15 protein-coding genes are annotated in these 14,936 nt (G+C 41.0%); 8 read left to right on the forward strand and 7 right to left on the reverse strand.

Features of this window, described 5'->3' with window-relative positions; all coding sequences use genetic code 11:
* Positions 1-45 precede the first annotated feature (45 nt).
* Positions 46-1,581 carry an alpha-amylase family glycosyl hydrolase gene (locus ACQKFG_RS02755; RefSeq protein WP_427556012.1) on the reverse strand — a complete coding sequence of 512 codons (1,536 nt, stop codon included), beginning with the start codon at positions 1,579-1,581 and terminating at the stop codon, positions 46-48.
* 149 nt (positions 1,582-1,730) lie between these two features.
* Positions 1,731-2,984, reverse strand: coding sequence for an extracellular solute-binding protein (locus tag ACQKFG_RS02760; RefSeq protein WP_427556015.1), 1,254 nt, complete (start codon positions 2,982-2,984; stop codon positions 1,731-1,733).
* A 367-nt stretch (positions 2,985-3,351) separates the two neighbouring features.
* On the opposite strand from ACQKFG_RS02760, the gene ACQKFG_RS02765 reads away from it, so the two are divergent.
* Positions 3,352-5,106: a glycoside hydrolase family 13 protein gene (locus ACQKFG_RS02765; protein WP_427556018.1), complete on the forward strand. Its 1,755-nt coding sequence runs from the start codon at positions 3,352-3,354 to the stop codon at positions 5,104-5,106.
* Between the two features lie 44 nt (positions 5,107-5,150).
* Here the strand turns inward: ACQKFG_RS02765 and asnB are convergent, their stop codons facing one another.
* A complete protein-coding gene (asnB, locus tag ACQKFG_RS02770) occupies positions 5,151-6,998 on the reverse strand; it encodes an asparagine synthase (glutamine-hydrolyzing) (RefSeq protein WP_427556021.1) in 1,848 nt (615 codons plus the stop codon).
* A gap of 285 nt (positions 6,999-7,283) precedes the next feature.
* Here asnB and ACQKFG_RS02775 point away from each other — a divergent pair, with 285 nt between their 5' ends.
* Complete coding sequence (locus tag ACQKFG_RS02775; protein ID WP_076367203.1) at positions 7,284-7,850, forward strand: DUF2777 domain-containing protein; 567 nt, start codon at positions 7,284-7,286, stop codon at positions 7,848-7,850.
* A gap of 57 nt (positions 7,851-7,907) precedes the next feature.
* On the opposite strand, the gene ACQKFG_RS02780 is transcribed toward ACQKFG_RS02775, so the two are convergent.
* The 4 genes from ACQKFG_RS02780 to ACQKFG_RS02795 all read right to left on the reverse strand — a co-directional run bounded on the left by ACQKFG_RS02780 (position 7,908) and on the right by ACQKFG_RS02795 (position 12,736).
* Complete coding sequence (locus tag ACQKFG_RS02780) at positions 7,908-8,249, reverse strand: YisL family protein (protein ID WP_192203674.1); 342 nt, start codon at positions 8,247-8,249, stop codon at positions 7,908-7,910.
* A gap of 134 nt (positions 8,250-8,383) precedes the next feature.
* Positions 8,384-9,565: a DUF418 domain-containing protein gene (locus tag ACQKFG_RS02785; RefSeq protein WP_427556026.1), complete on the reverse strand. Its 1,182-nt coding sequence runs from the start codon at positions 9,563-9,565 to the stop codon at positions 8,384-8,386.
* A 41-nt stretch (positions 9,566-9,606) separates the two neighbouring features.
* Positions 9,607-10,881 (reverse strand): MFS transporter, encoded by a 1,275-nt coding sequence (locus ACQKFG_RS02790; RefSeq protein ID WP_427556029.1) that lies wholly within the window; start codon positions 10,879-10,881, stop codon positions 9,607-9,609.
* A gap of 262 nt (positions 10,882-11,143) precedes the next feature.
* Complete coding sequence (locus tag ACQKFG_RS02795; protein ID WP_192203671.1) at positions 11,144-12,736, reverse strand: long-chain-fatty-acid--CoA ligase; 1,593 nt, start codon at positions 12,734-12,736, stop codon at positions 11,144-11,146.
* Between the two features lie 224 nt (positions 12,737-12,960).
* On the opposite strand from ACQKFG_RS02795, the gene ACQKFG_RS02800 reads away from it, so the two are divergent.
* The 6 genes from ACQKFG_RS02800 (at position 12,961) to ACQKFG_RS02825 (ending at position 14,927) form a co-directional block, all read left to right on the forward strand.
* Entirely contained in the window at positions 12,961-13,182 is a 222-nt protein-coding gene (locus ACQKFG_RS02800) for a spore germination protein (protein WP_192203670.1), read from the forward strand.
* A 22-nt stretch (positions 13,183-13,204) separates the two neighbouring features.
* Positions 13,205-13,417, forward strand: a complete 213-nt coding sequence (locus tag ACQKFG_RS02805; protein WP_387596359.1) for a spore germination protein GerPB — start codon at positions 13,205-13,207, stop codon at positions 13,415-13,417.
* Between the two features lie 76 nt (positions 13,418-13,493).
* Entirely contained in the window at positions 13,494-14,105 is a 612-nt protein-coding gene (gene gerPC, locus ACQKFG_RS02810; protein WP_427556034.1) for a spore germination protein GerPC, read from the forward strand.
* Complete coding sequence (locus tag ACQKFG_RS02815) at positions 14,095-14,274, forward strand: spore gernimation protein GerPD (RefSeq protein ID WP_349729005.1); 180 nt, start codon at positions 14,095-14,097, stop codon at positions 14,272-14,274. Before gerPC ends, ACQKFG_RS02815 begins: the two co-directional genes overlap by 11 nt.
* Before the next feature lie 17 nt (positions 14,275-14,291).
* Entirely contained in the window at positions 14,292-14,687 is a 396-nt protein-coding gene (locus tag ACQKFG_RS02820) for a spore germination protein GerPE (protein WP_427556037.1), read from the forward strand.
* Positions 14,688-14,708: 21 nt separating this feature from the next.
* On the forward strand, positions 14,709-14,927 hold the full coding sequence (locus ACQKFG_RS02825) for a spore germination protein (RefSeq protein ID WP_349729007.1): 219 nt from the start codon (positions 14,709-14,711) through the stop codon (positions 14,925-14,927).
* The last annotated feature ends 9 nt before the right edge of the window (positions 14,928-14,936 follow it).

Consider the following 14,936-nt stretch of genomic DNA (forward strand, 5'->3'; position numbering starts at 1 on the left):
TTAGGGACAATGTTTGGCGGCTACCGACAATCGAGAGGTATATGATTATTTTGGTTGGTTCCGTTTTGAACGCTTAATAACCAATGCAATGAATATACCAAAAATAAGAAGAACCAATCCTATGACTAACAGGTAAGGAATATTAATAATCGATTTAGGTGACAGTGTGTAGACTTCCGTCGTCTCCCGGTCGATTACGATAGAGTAACTGTTGTCCTTACTGCGGACCAGATCCCCATTCAGCATACCTCTCAACTCTTTATTTCTTTCAAGTTCCTTATCAGTAAGGTTTATCATTTGAGTTTCAGTCGTATTGTTCATGGCAACGACAATCGTTTCATCACCATATACACGCTTGAATACCGAAGTTCCACCTTTTTCATATAAAAGCTCCATATCCCCCTTGACCAACGCTGGGTACATGTCTCTGAGCTCAGAAAGCTTTGTTATATATTCCACCAATTCCTGTTCGGTCTTAAAATTCATCAACTTGTGATTATCCGGGGCAATATCCCCATTCAAGGCAATTTCCGATCCATAAAATACGATTGGCACCCCTGGCATCGTATATAGATACGACAGCGCCATTCTCCATCTGGAACCTGGATTTTCGTTATGGTCCGCTGCATCCTTTGTAAAACGGGGCATTCCCTGTGTATCCATGAATAATGCCTGCTGGGCATTGCCCCCTAATTCATCTTCGCTTTTCTCAAACGCATTAAAAACAGGCTTCAATTCTTTATCGGGTGCAGCAAATGCTTCCCGTAGCTCAGCATTTTGTGGATAAGCCATAAAAGCATCGATACCCGTCTTCTTGTAGCTTAATATCAAATCGGCATCACCTTGTACATCGCCGATTGTATAGAAATTTGATTTTTCAGATTTGACTGCATCCACAAATTCCTTCCAAAAATCTTTTGCTACGTATTGGACTTTATTTATACGGTAACCATCAATATCAGTTTCCGTTATCCACCATTTGGCAGCATCAAGTAAATATTTCCTTGTTTCCTCATTATCTTGATTCAAATCTGGAAGATCATCGACCCAGCCTGTTTCCAAATCCTTTTGGCTACTGTCCTGGGAAATCTTTTTTTCTTCATGGAACCAATCTTGTTTTTTTGGATCGGTCAGCCACGTGGAGTCAGGACCCACATTATTTGCTTGAAAATCAATGATCACCTTCATATTGCGTTTATGTGCCTCATTCACGAGTTTTTTAAACTCTTTCAATGTCCCATAATGTTTATCCGTCTTATAGAAATCTGCCACCCAATCGCCATGATAGCCATTTTTATCATTAGCGAAAATCGGTGAAAGGATGATAGCGGTATAACCCATATCTTTTAAATAATTCAGTTTCTTCGTGACACCCTCGAAATCCCCACCATTAAACGTGGAAGGGTCATTCACGTTCGCGTCTCCGTTATTTTGAGTATTCCCATCGAAAAATCTGTCGACCAATAATGAATATACGATTTCATCCTTCCAAGTTCGTTGTTCTTTTTCAGCTGCTCCTACTGGAATGGCGTAAAAAAGAAGCAACGGAATTAAAGCGAGTGATAACACTCTTTTTCTCATATCCGCTCTCCTCCTAGCTATCTCTTTACGCCTTTAAGATTAGCCTTTTGACCCCTTAACGTCAAATCCAATTTATAAAAAACTTTACACTAAAGGGACAAATTGCGGGTACTGGTCATGGTTACCTAATCAGGAAAATCAGAACACGATCAACGTTCTTTTTTTATCGTCTTAACCGCTTTATCCAAGACCCTTTTCGGTTTTGCTTTTTGAGTGCTTATTTCATCCATGGCGGCATTCATCGGTCCCCATACCCTATTCATTTCTGGTATATTCGGCACTGGTTCAGCGTATTGTAATTGTATGCTTATGGCTTGTGCCCTTTCATTTTCATTGTTGGCGGCATTGTGTTTGATTGATTTATTAGGAGGGATTTCTCCTGTTAAGTCATAACGCTGCATTGCATTATCATCATTTGTCAAATATTCAACTAACTTAGTAGACCAATAAGGATGTTTTGTGAATGCTGTTACATGCCAGCCTTTGATTCCCATCAACGTTTTCATTGGCTGGCCATTTGGCAATTTGGGCATGGGGGCAATCCCTGTATCCTTTCGCCCGGTAAATGAGTCACCGTCACTCATGATAGAAGCCAAATTCCCTTGTACGAACAACTTCTCGCTCGCTGCCTTGTCGCCTTTAGGAATCAAACCCGCCCTATACCATTTTTGGATGTAAGCAGCCCCTTTTATGGCACCCTTATTATTCAAACCAATGTCGGAAGGGTCCAGTTTTCCATTCTTATCTTTAAAAATATAACCTCCCATTCCAGCGATCACTCCATAAGAATCATTGAAATCATTCCATTTGGCATAGTAACCATGCACGTTATCCTTTCTTAATTCCTTCGCCATTTTATAAAGGGCATTCATCGTTTCAGGAGCCTTAGCCATCAATTTTTTGTTATAAATGAATACGGATGTGTTTACCGATTTAGGCAATCCAAATACCTTATCTTGGTACATCTCCCCACTAATTGAAGGTTCAATGAAGGCGTTCAATACCTCATCTTTCACCTTCATTTCCTGAATTAAGCCTTCCTTCACGATTTGCCCGACTTTTTCATGAGAAAAAGTTACGACATCCGGGGCCTTGCCGTTTCCGATTGGCCCATCACTTCGAAGCCGCTCATACATCTCGGAATCTATTTCAAGCTCTTCATGCTCAACTTTGATTCCATATTCCTTTTCAAAAGCTTCAATAACCGGCACTAGGGCCTCTGCTTTACCTTTTTCCTCCCAAATGATCAATTTTTCCGGCTTCGCTTCATTGCTGGCTGCTTCGTCTTCTTTTTTCTTATTTTCTTTCACTACTTCATTTTCCAAATCTGAACTGGTACCACAAGCACTTACACTAACGATCAAAAACATGGACATGAACAAATGAAAAATCAGCTTCTTCACTTTCATTCTCCTTTTTAAAATGTTTATTCTATCATGTCCAAAAGCACCAAATAATACTGTTTTTCAGTTCATTCATTCAAACAAAGCCACTTAATGAAAGCGGTGCCAAAGCTATTATTATCATTATATGAACGCCTTTGGTTTTTACAACATTTTCCTCGTTGTATTTATTTCTTGTAGTGATGAACACTTTTTGTTATTTTTTAGTTAATAAGTGCTTCTTTCAATTGAAATCGGGTATATAACCATATTGAAAAACTCTTAGCCTGGCTCAGTGCAACTTCATGGTGCCCCCCCCCCTCATAAACAGCCGGAAAATTTCCTTTTTCACATCCCCAAATACATATAGAATTGGAGTGGTTTTGTAATGGAATTCTCATCCATGCACCATAGACCTAATGACAATTACGGCTATACCATCAACATTGAAACCCTACATATCCGCCTACGTACGAAAAAACAAGATATCTCCTCAGCTGGATTGATTTTTGGGGATCCATACATTTCAGATAATGATGGCCAGTGGCAGTACCAAGAACTTCCCATGAGTTTATCAGGCAGCGATAACCGTTATGATTATTGGCATATCTATGTGAAGCCTCCCTACCGAAGAATTCGATATGGGTTCAAAGTATCCTCGGAAGATGAAAGTGCCATTTACACGGAAAAAGGTTTCTTTAAAGAACCCCCCCGAGATCCGGGAAGCTATTTCGCGATTCCCTATCTACATCAAAATGAAGTTTTCGGGGCACCGGAATGGGTCAAAGATACAATTTGGTATCAAATTTTTCCTGAACGATTCGCGAACGGAAATCCCGACAATGATCCGGAAGGTGTGATACCTTGGGGAAGTGAAGAACCGGCCGTGGATAATTTTTTTGGCGGGGACTTCGAAGGAATCATTGAACATTTGGATTACCTTGAGAATCTCGGCATCAACGGAATTTATTTCACGCCAATCTTCCATGCCTACTCCAATCATAAATACGATACAATTGATTACCGGAGTATCGATCCGCAATTTGGAACGAAGGAAACATTGAAAACACTAATAACCGAATGCCACAAACGGAATATCCGTGTCATGCTTGATGCCGTTTTTAACCATAGCGGCTACTACTTCCCCCCTTTTCAGGATTTACTCGAAAAAGGGGAGAAATCGAAATATAAGGATTGGTTCCACCCGCACAGCTTTCCTCTTAAGGGAGGGGAAAGGCCCAATTACGAAACATTCGGTTTTTTTGAATCGATGCCAAAATTGAATACTGCGAATCCGGAGGTGAAAGAATATCTGCTCGAAGTCTCGGCTTATTGGATTAAGGAGTTCGATATAGACGCCTGGAGGCTCGATGTGGCAAATGAAGTCGATCAGCCATTCTGGCGTGAATTTCGAACAACGGTGAAAAATATAAAGCCTGACCTTTATATTCTTGGGGAAATTTGGCATGACTCGATGCCATGGCTTCGCGGCGATCAGTTCGATGCTGTCATGAATTACCCGTTTACCAACCAAGTTTTTCGCTTGGTCGCTTCACAAACCATCAATGCACGGGAGTTCACGGAAGAAATGACAGCCATCTATCACAGTTATCCTACCAATGTTTTTGACGTGACATTCAATCTTCTTGGAAGCCATGATACACCGCGGATTTTCACGGATTGCGGTGAAAATCTAGCTCGTGCCAAGCTCATCCACGCAATTCTTTTGACATTCAATGGCAGCCCTTGTATATACTATGGAGATGAAATCGGCTTAACCGGAGGCATGGATCCAGGGTGCCGAAAATGCATGGTCTGGGAAGAAGAAAAACAAAATACCGAGCTTTTCAATGAAATTAAGACATTGATTCTCTTGCGAAAAGAAGAAAGATTACTTGCCAATGATGGAAAGTTCCAATTCCTTAATACAGCCGGCAACGAAAATATCGTGGCCTACCAAAAGTATAATGGAGAACGTTCTGTCGTGATCCTCATTAATCCGACGGATGTCCAGCAATCCTTTACCCTTCCTTTTGATTTGAAAGGACGTACACTAACCGATTTAAGAACAAAAGAAACCACACAGGAAGGTAAATTTGAATTGGGTTGTTATCAATATAAAATTCTCTCATTCAATTATTGAGGCAATGAAAACGGGGCAAATGAAAATCATCCGCCCCGTTTTTTTCAATCGATTATTTGGATATCATATTCTTTGAACCATACATGGGTTTGTGCCAAGTGAGCGAGCAACTGTGGACCTGACATCAATTGCCCGAACCACGGCACTTTAAAAGCGGCACCCTTGGAATCTACTATATCGGTTAGCTTCTTTTTATCGAAAAACTCATGCAGGACCGAATTTTTATCCGTAAGTAAGTCTTTCAACCACGCCTGCACACGGTCTGTATATATAGGGTTGTGGGTTTTTGGATATGGACTTTTTTTACGATACAATACCTCATCAGGTAACAGCCCCTCCAACGCTTTCCTTAGAATACCCTTTTCACGGTTGCCTTCCATTTTCATTTCCCAAGGAATGTTCCATGCATATTCAACAAGGCGATGGTCGGCAAATGGCACGCGCACCTCTAAACTTGCACCCATACTCATCCGGTCCTTCCGGTCAAGGAGCGTAGTCATGAACCATAATAAGTTCATATAGAAAAGCTCTCTCCGTTTTGCTGCCACACCGCTTTCCCCTTCCAATTTAGGAGTTTCGGCAAGGGTGGTCAAATAAGCTTCCTGCGCATATTCCTCCAGCTTCAATTTCTCACGCCATTCCGTTTTTAATAAAGATGCCCGCTCCCCGGTCGATCTCATCCATGGAAAACCAGCACGATTCAAATCATCCTCACGATGAAACCAAGGATAACCTCCAAAAATTTCGTCCGCACATTCGCCGGATAGGCCTACGACAAAATCCCGTTTGATTTCCTTACAAAACCAAAGTAAAGAAGAATCGACATCCGCCATGCCCGGGAGGTCCTTTACAAGGACAGCTTCCGTTAAATAATCCGTCAACTGCTCTTGGGTGATGATCGATGAATGGTGAACCGTGTTAAAGGTCTCCGACATCTTTTTAATCCAATAGCCATCAGAGTTAGGCTGAAAATCATTTGCCTTAAAATAGCGCTCATTATCTTCATAATCGATGGAATACGTATGAAGCTGGCCTTTTCCTTCTTTTTGATAGGCGTTAGCCGCAATGGCTGTTATCGCGCTTGAGTCAAGCCCTCCCGATAAGAAGGTACAAAGAGGAACATCTGATACAAGTTGCCGTGTGACTGCATCTTCGACAAGGAAGCGAACCTTATCGGTCGTCTCATCAAGAGTATCCCGATGTTCTTCGCTTTTCACATTCCAATATCTCCAAATCCGGAGGCCTTTACTTGATAAGGTAAGCGCATGGGCAGGCCTTAATTCCTGGATATTATGAAATACACCTGAACCTGGCTTTCGGGATGGGCCAACACCAAAAACTTCTGACAACCCTTCGCGGTCAATCTCCGTTTTAACATCCGGATGGGCCAGGATGGCCTTAAGCTCCGATCCGAAAATGAACCCGCCGTCCCTTTCCGCGTAAAAGAATGGTTTTACCCCCATGCGATCTCTTCCAACGAATAATTTCTGTTCCTTTTCATCCCAAATCGCAAATGCAAAAATCCCATTGAACAAGTCAATGCATTTTTCTTTCCATTCCATATAAGAAGTTAGTAAAACTTCTGTATCAGAATGACCGTTAAAGGAATATCCTTTTAATAATAGCTGTTTACGAATATCCTCGGTGTTATATAGCTCACCATTATAACAAAGTGTATATCTGCCGTTTTCGTGATTTTTCGTCATCGGCTGTTTTCCGCCTTCCGCATCGACAACCGTTAACCGTTTATGACCAAAGGCTGCATGGGCTTCGCTCCAAACATTTTCTTCGTCTGGCCCCCGCTTTGCCAACGTTTTTGTCATGTTTTCCAGTGTTTTCGTTTTTGTCCGTAAATCTTTTTGAAAATGCACCCAGCCTGTTATCCCACACATTTTACACTTCATCCTTTCTATCCGAACCAACAAAAATATATTGGCTCCCTGTCTTAAAAAAGATTTACAGTCCCTAAGTATCGATCAGCTATTCCGTAGGACTACCCTGCCCACATCGCCCGGCGTTGTTAATGAATTGTTGAGCAAAGCATCCCTTGTTTAAACATAGCCTATGCAAAGACGGAAAGATGGTTATTTGTCCATAATATTTTAAAATATACAGTTATATTTTCATTGGATTTTGACTAAAAAGTAGGTGAGGATTCCACTATTGGAGGTATATGTATGAGTCAGCAACAACGAATCAAGTTAATGAACAGGCAAACAAGAGCTTTTACCGAAGGAACAGTGGAAAATATCAATCAACAATGGATTTTTTTCGATGATGAAACAGATGAGGCCTGCTCCATTGAAGACCACGTTGATAGCATCATTGAAGTGTACAGGGGTGGGCGCTGGCAGCAAGGAGTAGTTGAAGAAGAGGGGAAAATCCTGCTTCACCGGGAAATTACCTTCTTAAGGGAAAATGAGCCCATTCGGATACGCAAAAAACTACTCTACTCTTTTGAACGCTTATTGGAAGAATTGAACGATGATTCCTTTTTCCAATTTGTAACGACATTGAATTCACTTGATTTTTCTATTTATGATTGTATATATAGTTATAACCAGCTCACCTTTTTAAGGGCAGTCCCTAACCAGTCCGGCGTTAATTTCTTCACCTTTGATAACGAGAGTCAAATATGCCTCGTCCAACACCACTTTTCTTATGGGAAAAAGGATCACGATCGTTTTGAATTCACCCTGAACACTGGAAAAAGGATCGTCATTGAGAAAGTGAATTCACAATAATGGGTAAAAGAAAACGGGTAAATGAGATATCCTCATTTACCCGTCTTCAATTCTACATTAGAAAAAGTCCATTCCTTGTGGCAGCGAAAGTCCTAAATAAAGGACGAATACAAACGCTACGATGAACAATATCCACATGGCGCTTGTGCTTTTCCCTTTTTTCGTACGGACCAGCACCATCTCCATCGCCGCAATCACGATGATTCCAACAATCATTTTTACTGCGTAAGCACCAAAATCAGTGATCAGCATACCGCCAGTCAGGAAAATCAATAGATAGAACAACCGTGTTATCATATGTAGCATTTTCGCTTTCGGATTTCCACCTTTAAGCATCGAATATGTGACAAAGAAAAGAATGATTCCGATAACCCAAGCCGTAATATGCATATGTGTCATTGTTTTGCCCCCTCGTTCAGTTTCCATTTCATCATATCATAGGCTTTTACAAAAAAACAAAACTAAGGATCTACTTGAATGGGTAAAAACCAACAATTTAATGAACATTATTTACTTATATTCTTAATAGGTCCCTACCTGCGCATAACCGGTTTTTTACCATATGTAACCAAACGCCATATATATTCAACCGGTCCGTATTTAAACAGCCCCATCCACATTAAGGAAAGCAGAATTTGCAGGCAAAACAGGGCTATTAAGAAAACAAATCCTGTCGTATAAGAGACGGATCCATATAAACCAAGTCCATATGAATAAAAAATGGCCGTACTTACCATCGATTGGAACAAGTAATTGCTCATCGACATCCTTCCGATATACGAAAGCGGGTGTAAGAGGCGGAAAGCCCCTGCCTGTTCCGCCAAAAGCGCAATTGCCGTGATATAAAAAATCGTAAGTAATGGTCCTCCCAAATAATCTTGCACGAATATCGTACCAAAATGGTAAACCGTCACATATGGCAGAATCTTAATTGACATGCCCAATAGCAAGCTTACAATCGAAATCATTTTCAATTTTCGTTTATATTGGGTTGGATTTTGGAGAATGCCTTGTTTTGCAACGCCTGCACCAATTAAAAAAAACGGAAAAATCGATAAAAAAAGGATAATGGCATTATAAGGGTTGTTCACCATATACCAATCCAGTGCCCTTTGACTCATTATGTCCGTAAATGTACCAGATTGATAAACTTCCAAAGACTGTTTCATCATCGCCGAATCAGTCGTTATTGCCATCCCTTCCCTATCAAAAATGCCCAATATAAGAAATAGTGAACCCAATATCGCAAAAGGCAGGACATAACAAACCGAGCCTAGTAGAATTAAATTCCTGCCCTTCATTTTATAAAAAAATAAAAAGGCAAACCCAAATACAGCATAATTAATGAGGATGTCCCCATGCCAAATGAAAAAGGCATGAATGCATCCAAGTATCAGCAGGAAACTTAGCCTTTTCATATATAGTAAAGGAAATGAAATGCCCTTTTCTTCAGTCCTTACAGCTAGTATGATTGCCCCGAAACCGAACAGAAAGGCGAATAACGGATAAAAGCTGGCCTGTGCGACAATATCACTGAATCTGTACAAAATCCTGTCCCATCCCCCTGACCACCGCTCTTCACCATCTATGTACAGAAGCGGAGAGTGGAAAGAAGGCATATTCACTAAAAAAATACCTAAAATGGCTAATCCACGTAAAACATCGATGCTTACGATCCGTTTATTTTCCTGCAATGGCACCATTGTGCCCCTCATAGGGTACATCCCCTTTCATCCATACGGATTTAACATCTTTTCTATAACTCCATTGCACTATCTTTAACTTTCGTGACCGCTTTTTGCTTTTTTATCAGTATGACAAACAAGCTGCCCAATAAGCAAAAGATTCCTGCAAGGAAGAATGCCCATGTATAGGAATTGAATATTTTGAAGATAAGCCCTCCACCGTACGCCGCCACTGCTGCCCCCACCTGATGGGCCGCGAATATCCAACCGTATACAATCCCGCTTTTCTCCACGCCAAAGACTTGTCGTGAAATGCTTATGGTCGGAGGAACGGTGGCGATCCAATCCAAGCCATAAAAAACGGAGAAGATGATCAATAGACCGATTGAGCCTTCATTTAGCGCAAATGGAAGTAATACGAGGGAAGCACCCCTTAGAGCATAATACCAAAACAACAGCCAACGGTTATCAAAACGATCTGATAACCACCCGGATACAGTCGTACCAATTAAATCAAAAATTCCCATGAAAGATAGCATTGATGCTGCCGTAACAACAGGTAAACCAAAACTAATGCAGTAAGAAATGAAATGTGTGCCGATCAACCCGCTCGTTGAAAGTCCGCATATAAAAAAGCTCCCTGCCAATAACCAGAATTCCTTCACTCTCACTGCTTCAATCAATGACTGAAAAGCCATGGCAATGGGGTTCTTCTTTCGGACTATAACTGCCTCCTGACTTTCCTCTTCTAATCCATATGGAAGAGTGCCAACTTCCATCGGATTGTTTTTCATGAATAAAAGGATGATTGCCAGCATGATCAAGCTAAGGATCAATATTAATCCGATCGCCCACCTCCATGAATAATTCTCAATGATGATGGCTAAAACCGGAAGTAAAATGAGCTGGCCTGTGGCTGTACTTGCCGTCAGTATCCCGACCGCCAGCCCACGCCTCTTCTCGAACCAACGATTTGCCACATATGGGCTCAAGACCGTTAAAAACACTCCAGAACCCAAGCCAATGATGATTCCCCAGATTAAAATGAGCTGCCACTCTTGCTCCATGAAAAAAGTGAGGAAAATCCCTGCCAATAAAGTGGACATGGCCAATACCATCATTTTCTTCAATCCAAGCACTTCAATTAGAGCGGCCATGAATGGACCCGATAATCCATAAAGAAAAAGACTTATGGCGAAAGCTAAAGAAATGACGGACCGGTCCCACCCGAACTCACTTTCAAATGGTACGATGAATACTCCCGATGATGACCTAACGATTCCCGCTACAATAATCGAGAAGAAGGTTATGATTAAAATAACCCAGCTATAATGAATACGTTTCAATGCTCTCCCCCACAATCAAAAACTCTTAAAATCAACATGATGAAAAATAAAAATCAAAATAATTTGAAATATTTTATAATAGTAACACTTTATCGTTAAACAGGAAGCTTTTTATCGAAACAAATTCCAATTCCAGTGCTCCTAAATTGGCCGTCCTTATCCTACAATGGCATGCGTTACTTTTCCTAGCTTAATATGAAAAACGAAAGTTAAAGGGCAACAGAAAAAAACGCTGATCATTTCTGAACAGCGTTAGCGAGCTTCAATTAACGAATCTGCCAATTTTCCCCTTAGATTCCCAGTAATCATTACGGAGATGGATTTTTTGTATTTTCCCTGATGCCGTTTTTGGGAGTTCATCGACGAACGACACACTGGTAACTGATTTGAAATGAGCTAGTTTTTCTCGTGTAAAGGTCCTTATATCATCCTCCGTTAATTTCACGCCCGTTTTTGGCACAATGAAGGCATGCGGCGTCTCTCCCCACTTTTCATGCGGAACGGCAATGACTGCCGCCTCAAGAATGTCAGGATGTTCGTAGAGTATTCCTTCCACCTCTATGGAAGAGATATTTTCTCCGCCACTAATGATGATATCCTTTTTGCGGTCAACGATATCAACATTGCCATTTTCATCGATTGTGGCCATATCCCCTGTATGCAGCCATCCATTTATCAGTGTCTGTCTTGTCGCTTCTTCATTTTTCCAATAACCTAACATCACTCCATGACTGCGGACGATGAGCTCCCCGATATCCACGCCATCATGGGCCACTTCCTCACCATTGTCACGAATGACCTTTACCTCACTGCCTATGATGGGATAACCGGCTTTCGCCTTCATTCTGTATTTTTCTTTTTCCGAAAGATCATCGAATTCAGAACGAATCAGCGATATCAGACTAACCGGTGTTGATTCAGTCATTCCGTAAATTTGAATGAATTCCCAGCCTAACTCTTTTTCCACCCTTGTAACAAATGCAGGAGGCGGTGCGGAACCCGCAACGACGATTCGGATATCCTGCTCGATATTCGGAACATTCCGTTCATAATATTGAAACAGGGAATTCAGAACAGTTGGTGCCATATGCATTATGGAAACCTTATGTTTTTGCAATGCCTCAAATATCATTTCGGGGCTGGTTTTCCTCAAACAAACTTGAGTGGCACCATTTGCCGTATAATAAAATGGGGCACCCCACCCATTCACATGGAACATCGGCAGTACATGCAAATATGTATCGCGGTCATTGACCCTGAAATGATGCATCGCACCCAGGGCATGTAAATAGTTATTGCGATGAGTCAGCATCACCCCTTTGGGATTTCCTGTGGTCCCGCTAGTATAAAGGAGGCTCGAAACATCATTTTCATCCACGGACTCCCGGTTGAAGCACTTGTTATCATAACCTTCCAGCCAATGGTTGTAATCGGTTTCATTGATCTCTTCATTTTTATAATGAACGATTATGTGCTCCACCGATTCAAGTTCATCCTTGACAGGGGAAATTAGATGATACAATTCCTGATCTACGAAAAGGACCTTTGACTCGCTATGGTTCAAAATGAATACATAATCGGCAGGCCTCAAACGGATATTCAATGGAACGATTACTGCCCCAAGCTGAAAGACACCATAAAAGCCTTCAAGCATTTCAATTGAGTTAGGTGCCAAATATGCCACCTTATCACCCTTTTTGACTCCAAGGTCCCTTAAACCATTAGAAAGCTGGTTTACACGGCCGTTCAGCTCTAAGTATGTTAAAACCTTGTCATCTCCAATGATGGCTTTCTTATCGCCATATAGTAAGGCTGCTCGATCCAAGAAATGCGATAAAACTAATGGTACATTCATTTCCTCACCTCGAATTTTATTTGAATATTCTGAATTAGTGTTATATTACCATATCTGTTATCGGGATTTCAATAACATTTACCATTGTTATATAACAATATATTGATAGGCAGATGAATCACATCAATCATGAGTCAACATACAATACATTGAAACTCCCTTCAGTGATAGGCTCATGGCCTGAGATTCAAGGGAAAAACCAGAATAAAAAAAGGATGATTTTCTTGCCGGCCATCGTAGGAGTCGTTCAAGTCATCAATGCCAGTAACAGTGGAATTGTCCATATTGGTGACGTCTTTAAAATTAGTCCATATTCCATTGCAAAAACTTTTTCGGGTGCTGGCTCGTTTAATACAGGTGAATCCATATCCCTATATAATGCCTATAGCACCACAAATACAAATGATACAGATGGTATTGATCAGCCACTGGTCTTAAATCTCTAATGTTTTTAAGAAAGGAGTAAACATGATCTTTAATATTCACCAGACCATACAAATCAATATGATAAAAATTCAAAGCATCGCCAATTCATCCGTTTTTCAAATAGGAAGTGCCGGGGTGATTAAACCATATTCCACATTAGCCAATACCGGTGGATTCACTGAGCCTGCTCCCGGAGTTGCAGCTGATGTAACCCCAGTAACTAGTTTCGTCCCATTTAATCGTCCTAATTCATAGGCATTCACCTACATCCAACTTTTTCATATACTGTCTTATATAAAATTAACTTATTGTGAAGGTGGGGTGTTGAATCGTGAATCAGGATCTATATTCATATTCCATACAAATGCAGCGATTTCTTGAAGCCCAGGATAAACGGATCATGAAACTTGAACACGAACTCAAACTCCTGAAAGATGAACTAGCAGAGGTGAAAAATAAACCGCCAATCCATGTAGATAGAATTGAATATAAATTCGATCAGTTAAAGGTCGAATCTCTAGATGGAACATTGAATATCGGTTTAAATCCAACTGATCTTAACAACATTGATGAATTTGCCGTTAACAACCAACCTGTTCAACCTGCCCCTAACCTATTTCCAGGCAGGGAGATCGTCGTCGAGGAAATTCACAACGATATACTTTCAGACTTGGAAAATATGATTCACGATGCGGAAAACCAGCTGAAAATATCATTGGAACCCTCTTATCATGACTTTATTAAGCAGGACGTCGAACGCCAGCTGCATCAACGAATCAATATGTATTTCGATAATCTTTCGTACGCAGAACGTGCACCGGAGCAAAGGGATAATATCAAGGAAATGATCAGGGAAAAGGTGAAATCCGATATTCAAACCGCACTATTTCAATTCATAACCCATTCACAAGCCGAGACAGGAGGAAATCAAAATGGAGTTTAATGTAATCAATCACCAGCTTTGCGTGGGTGATATTAAAATTATCGGGATAGCAAGCTCTGCTTTATTTCTAATAGGGGATGTGCAAACGGTCCAACTATCTTCCGCATTCGATACACCTCCGGAATCCCTTATCATCGGACCAGTCGTCCCATTTGCTCCAAAAGGATAAAAGAGATGTTTTCAAGAATGTCCAAAGTAAAGTCTATATCTACCAAGACAATTCTTTTTAGCTCCACCATGCAGATTGGAGACTGTTCTTATATTGACGGAAAATCATTTGCCTTGGCAATCCAGAAGAAAAGCGAAACTTTCGATTCAGTGGATGTTCATTTCGAAGACTATGACATTTTTAAGAAACCAATTTATATCCCTAAATCGAATGAACCCATCATATCAAGTTTTTCAAATCCGAATCCCTTCATACGGGTCGGCAATATCAATATAATCGGGATATCAACCTCATCTGTAATTGGTGTGGGGAACGTAGGCCATGCACGTATGGAATCAAGAGTGAAACACATTCGGGAGATTCCTAAAAAACCCGAAGAGACACCAATTGAGGGTTCAACCAACACCACTTAAATTTTAAAAGGAGGAATTCATATGCCAGCTATTGTCGGTCCAGTGCAAATATTCAATATCGCGGAAGGAAACCTGTTATTCGGGGATGCAGCCGTCATTTCGCCGAAATCTTCCAGCAAAACTGTCACCGGATCTGGTTCATCTAACACAGGTGCAATCGTCTTTACGGCCAATGGGCTGAATGGAAGCAATGTCCTTGATGTCAATGGGGTTGACCAACCCATTGCAGGGAATAATTAGTCAAAGAAA

The sequence above is a fragment of the Peribacillus sp. NPDC076916 genome (assembly GCF_050269675.1).
GTDB classification, from domain to species: Bacteria; Bacillota; Bacilli; order Bacillales; family DSM-1321; genus Peribacillus; species Peribacillus aracenensis.

What these genes read in the sequence shown, in the direction of transcription:
- ACQKFG_RS02775 (WP_076367203.1), top strand. Translation starts at nt 7,284, where the DNA reads ATGAGTCAGCAACAACGAATCAAGTTAATGAACAGGCAAACAAGAGCT.
- ACQKFG_RS02825 (WP_349729007.1), top strand. Translation starts at nt 14,709, where the DNA reads ATGCCAGCTATTGTCGGTCCAGTGCAAATATTCAATATCGCGGAAGGA.
- ACQKFG_RS02820 (WP_427556037.1), top strand. Translation starts at nt 14,292, where the DNA reads ATGTCCAAAGTAAAGTCTATATCTACCAAGACAATTCTTTTTAGCTCC.
- ACQKFG_RS02765 (WP_427556018.1), top strand. Translation starts at nt 3,352, where the DNA reads ATGGAATTCTCATCCATGCACCATAGACCTAATGACAATTACGGCTAT.
- ACQKFG_RS02755 (WP_427556012.1), bottom strand. Translation starts at nt 1,581, where the DNA reads ATGAGAAAAAGAGTGTTATCACTCGCTTTAATTCCGTTGCTTCTTTTT.
- ACQKFG_RS02805 (WP_387596359.1), top strand. Translation starts at nt 13,205, where the DNA reads ATGATCTTTAATATTCACCAGACCATACAAATCAATATGATAAAAATT.
- ACQKFG_RS02780 (WP_192203674.1), bottom strand. Translation starts at nt 8,249, where the DNA reads ATGACACATATGCATATTACGGCTTGGGTTATCGGAATCATTCTTTTC.
- ACQKFG_RS02795 (WP_192203671.1), bottom strand. Translation starts at nt 12,736, where the DNA reads ATGAATGTACCATTAGTTTTATCGCATTTCTTGGATCGAGCAGCCTTA.
- asnB (WP_427556021.1), bottom strand. Translation starts at nt 6,998, where the DNA reads ATGTGTGGGATAACAGGCTGGGTGCATTTTCAAAAAGATTTACGGACA.
- ACQKFG_RS02785 (WP_427556026.1), bottom strand. Translation starts at nt 9,565, where the DNA reads ATGAGGGGCACAATGGTGCCATTGCAGGAAAATAAACGGATCGTAAGC.
- ACQKFG_RS02815 (WP_349729005.1), top strand. Translation starts at nt 14,095, where the DNA reads ATGGAGTTTAATGTAATCAATCACCAGCTTTGCGTGGGTGATATTAAA.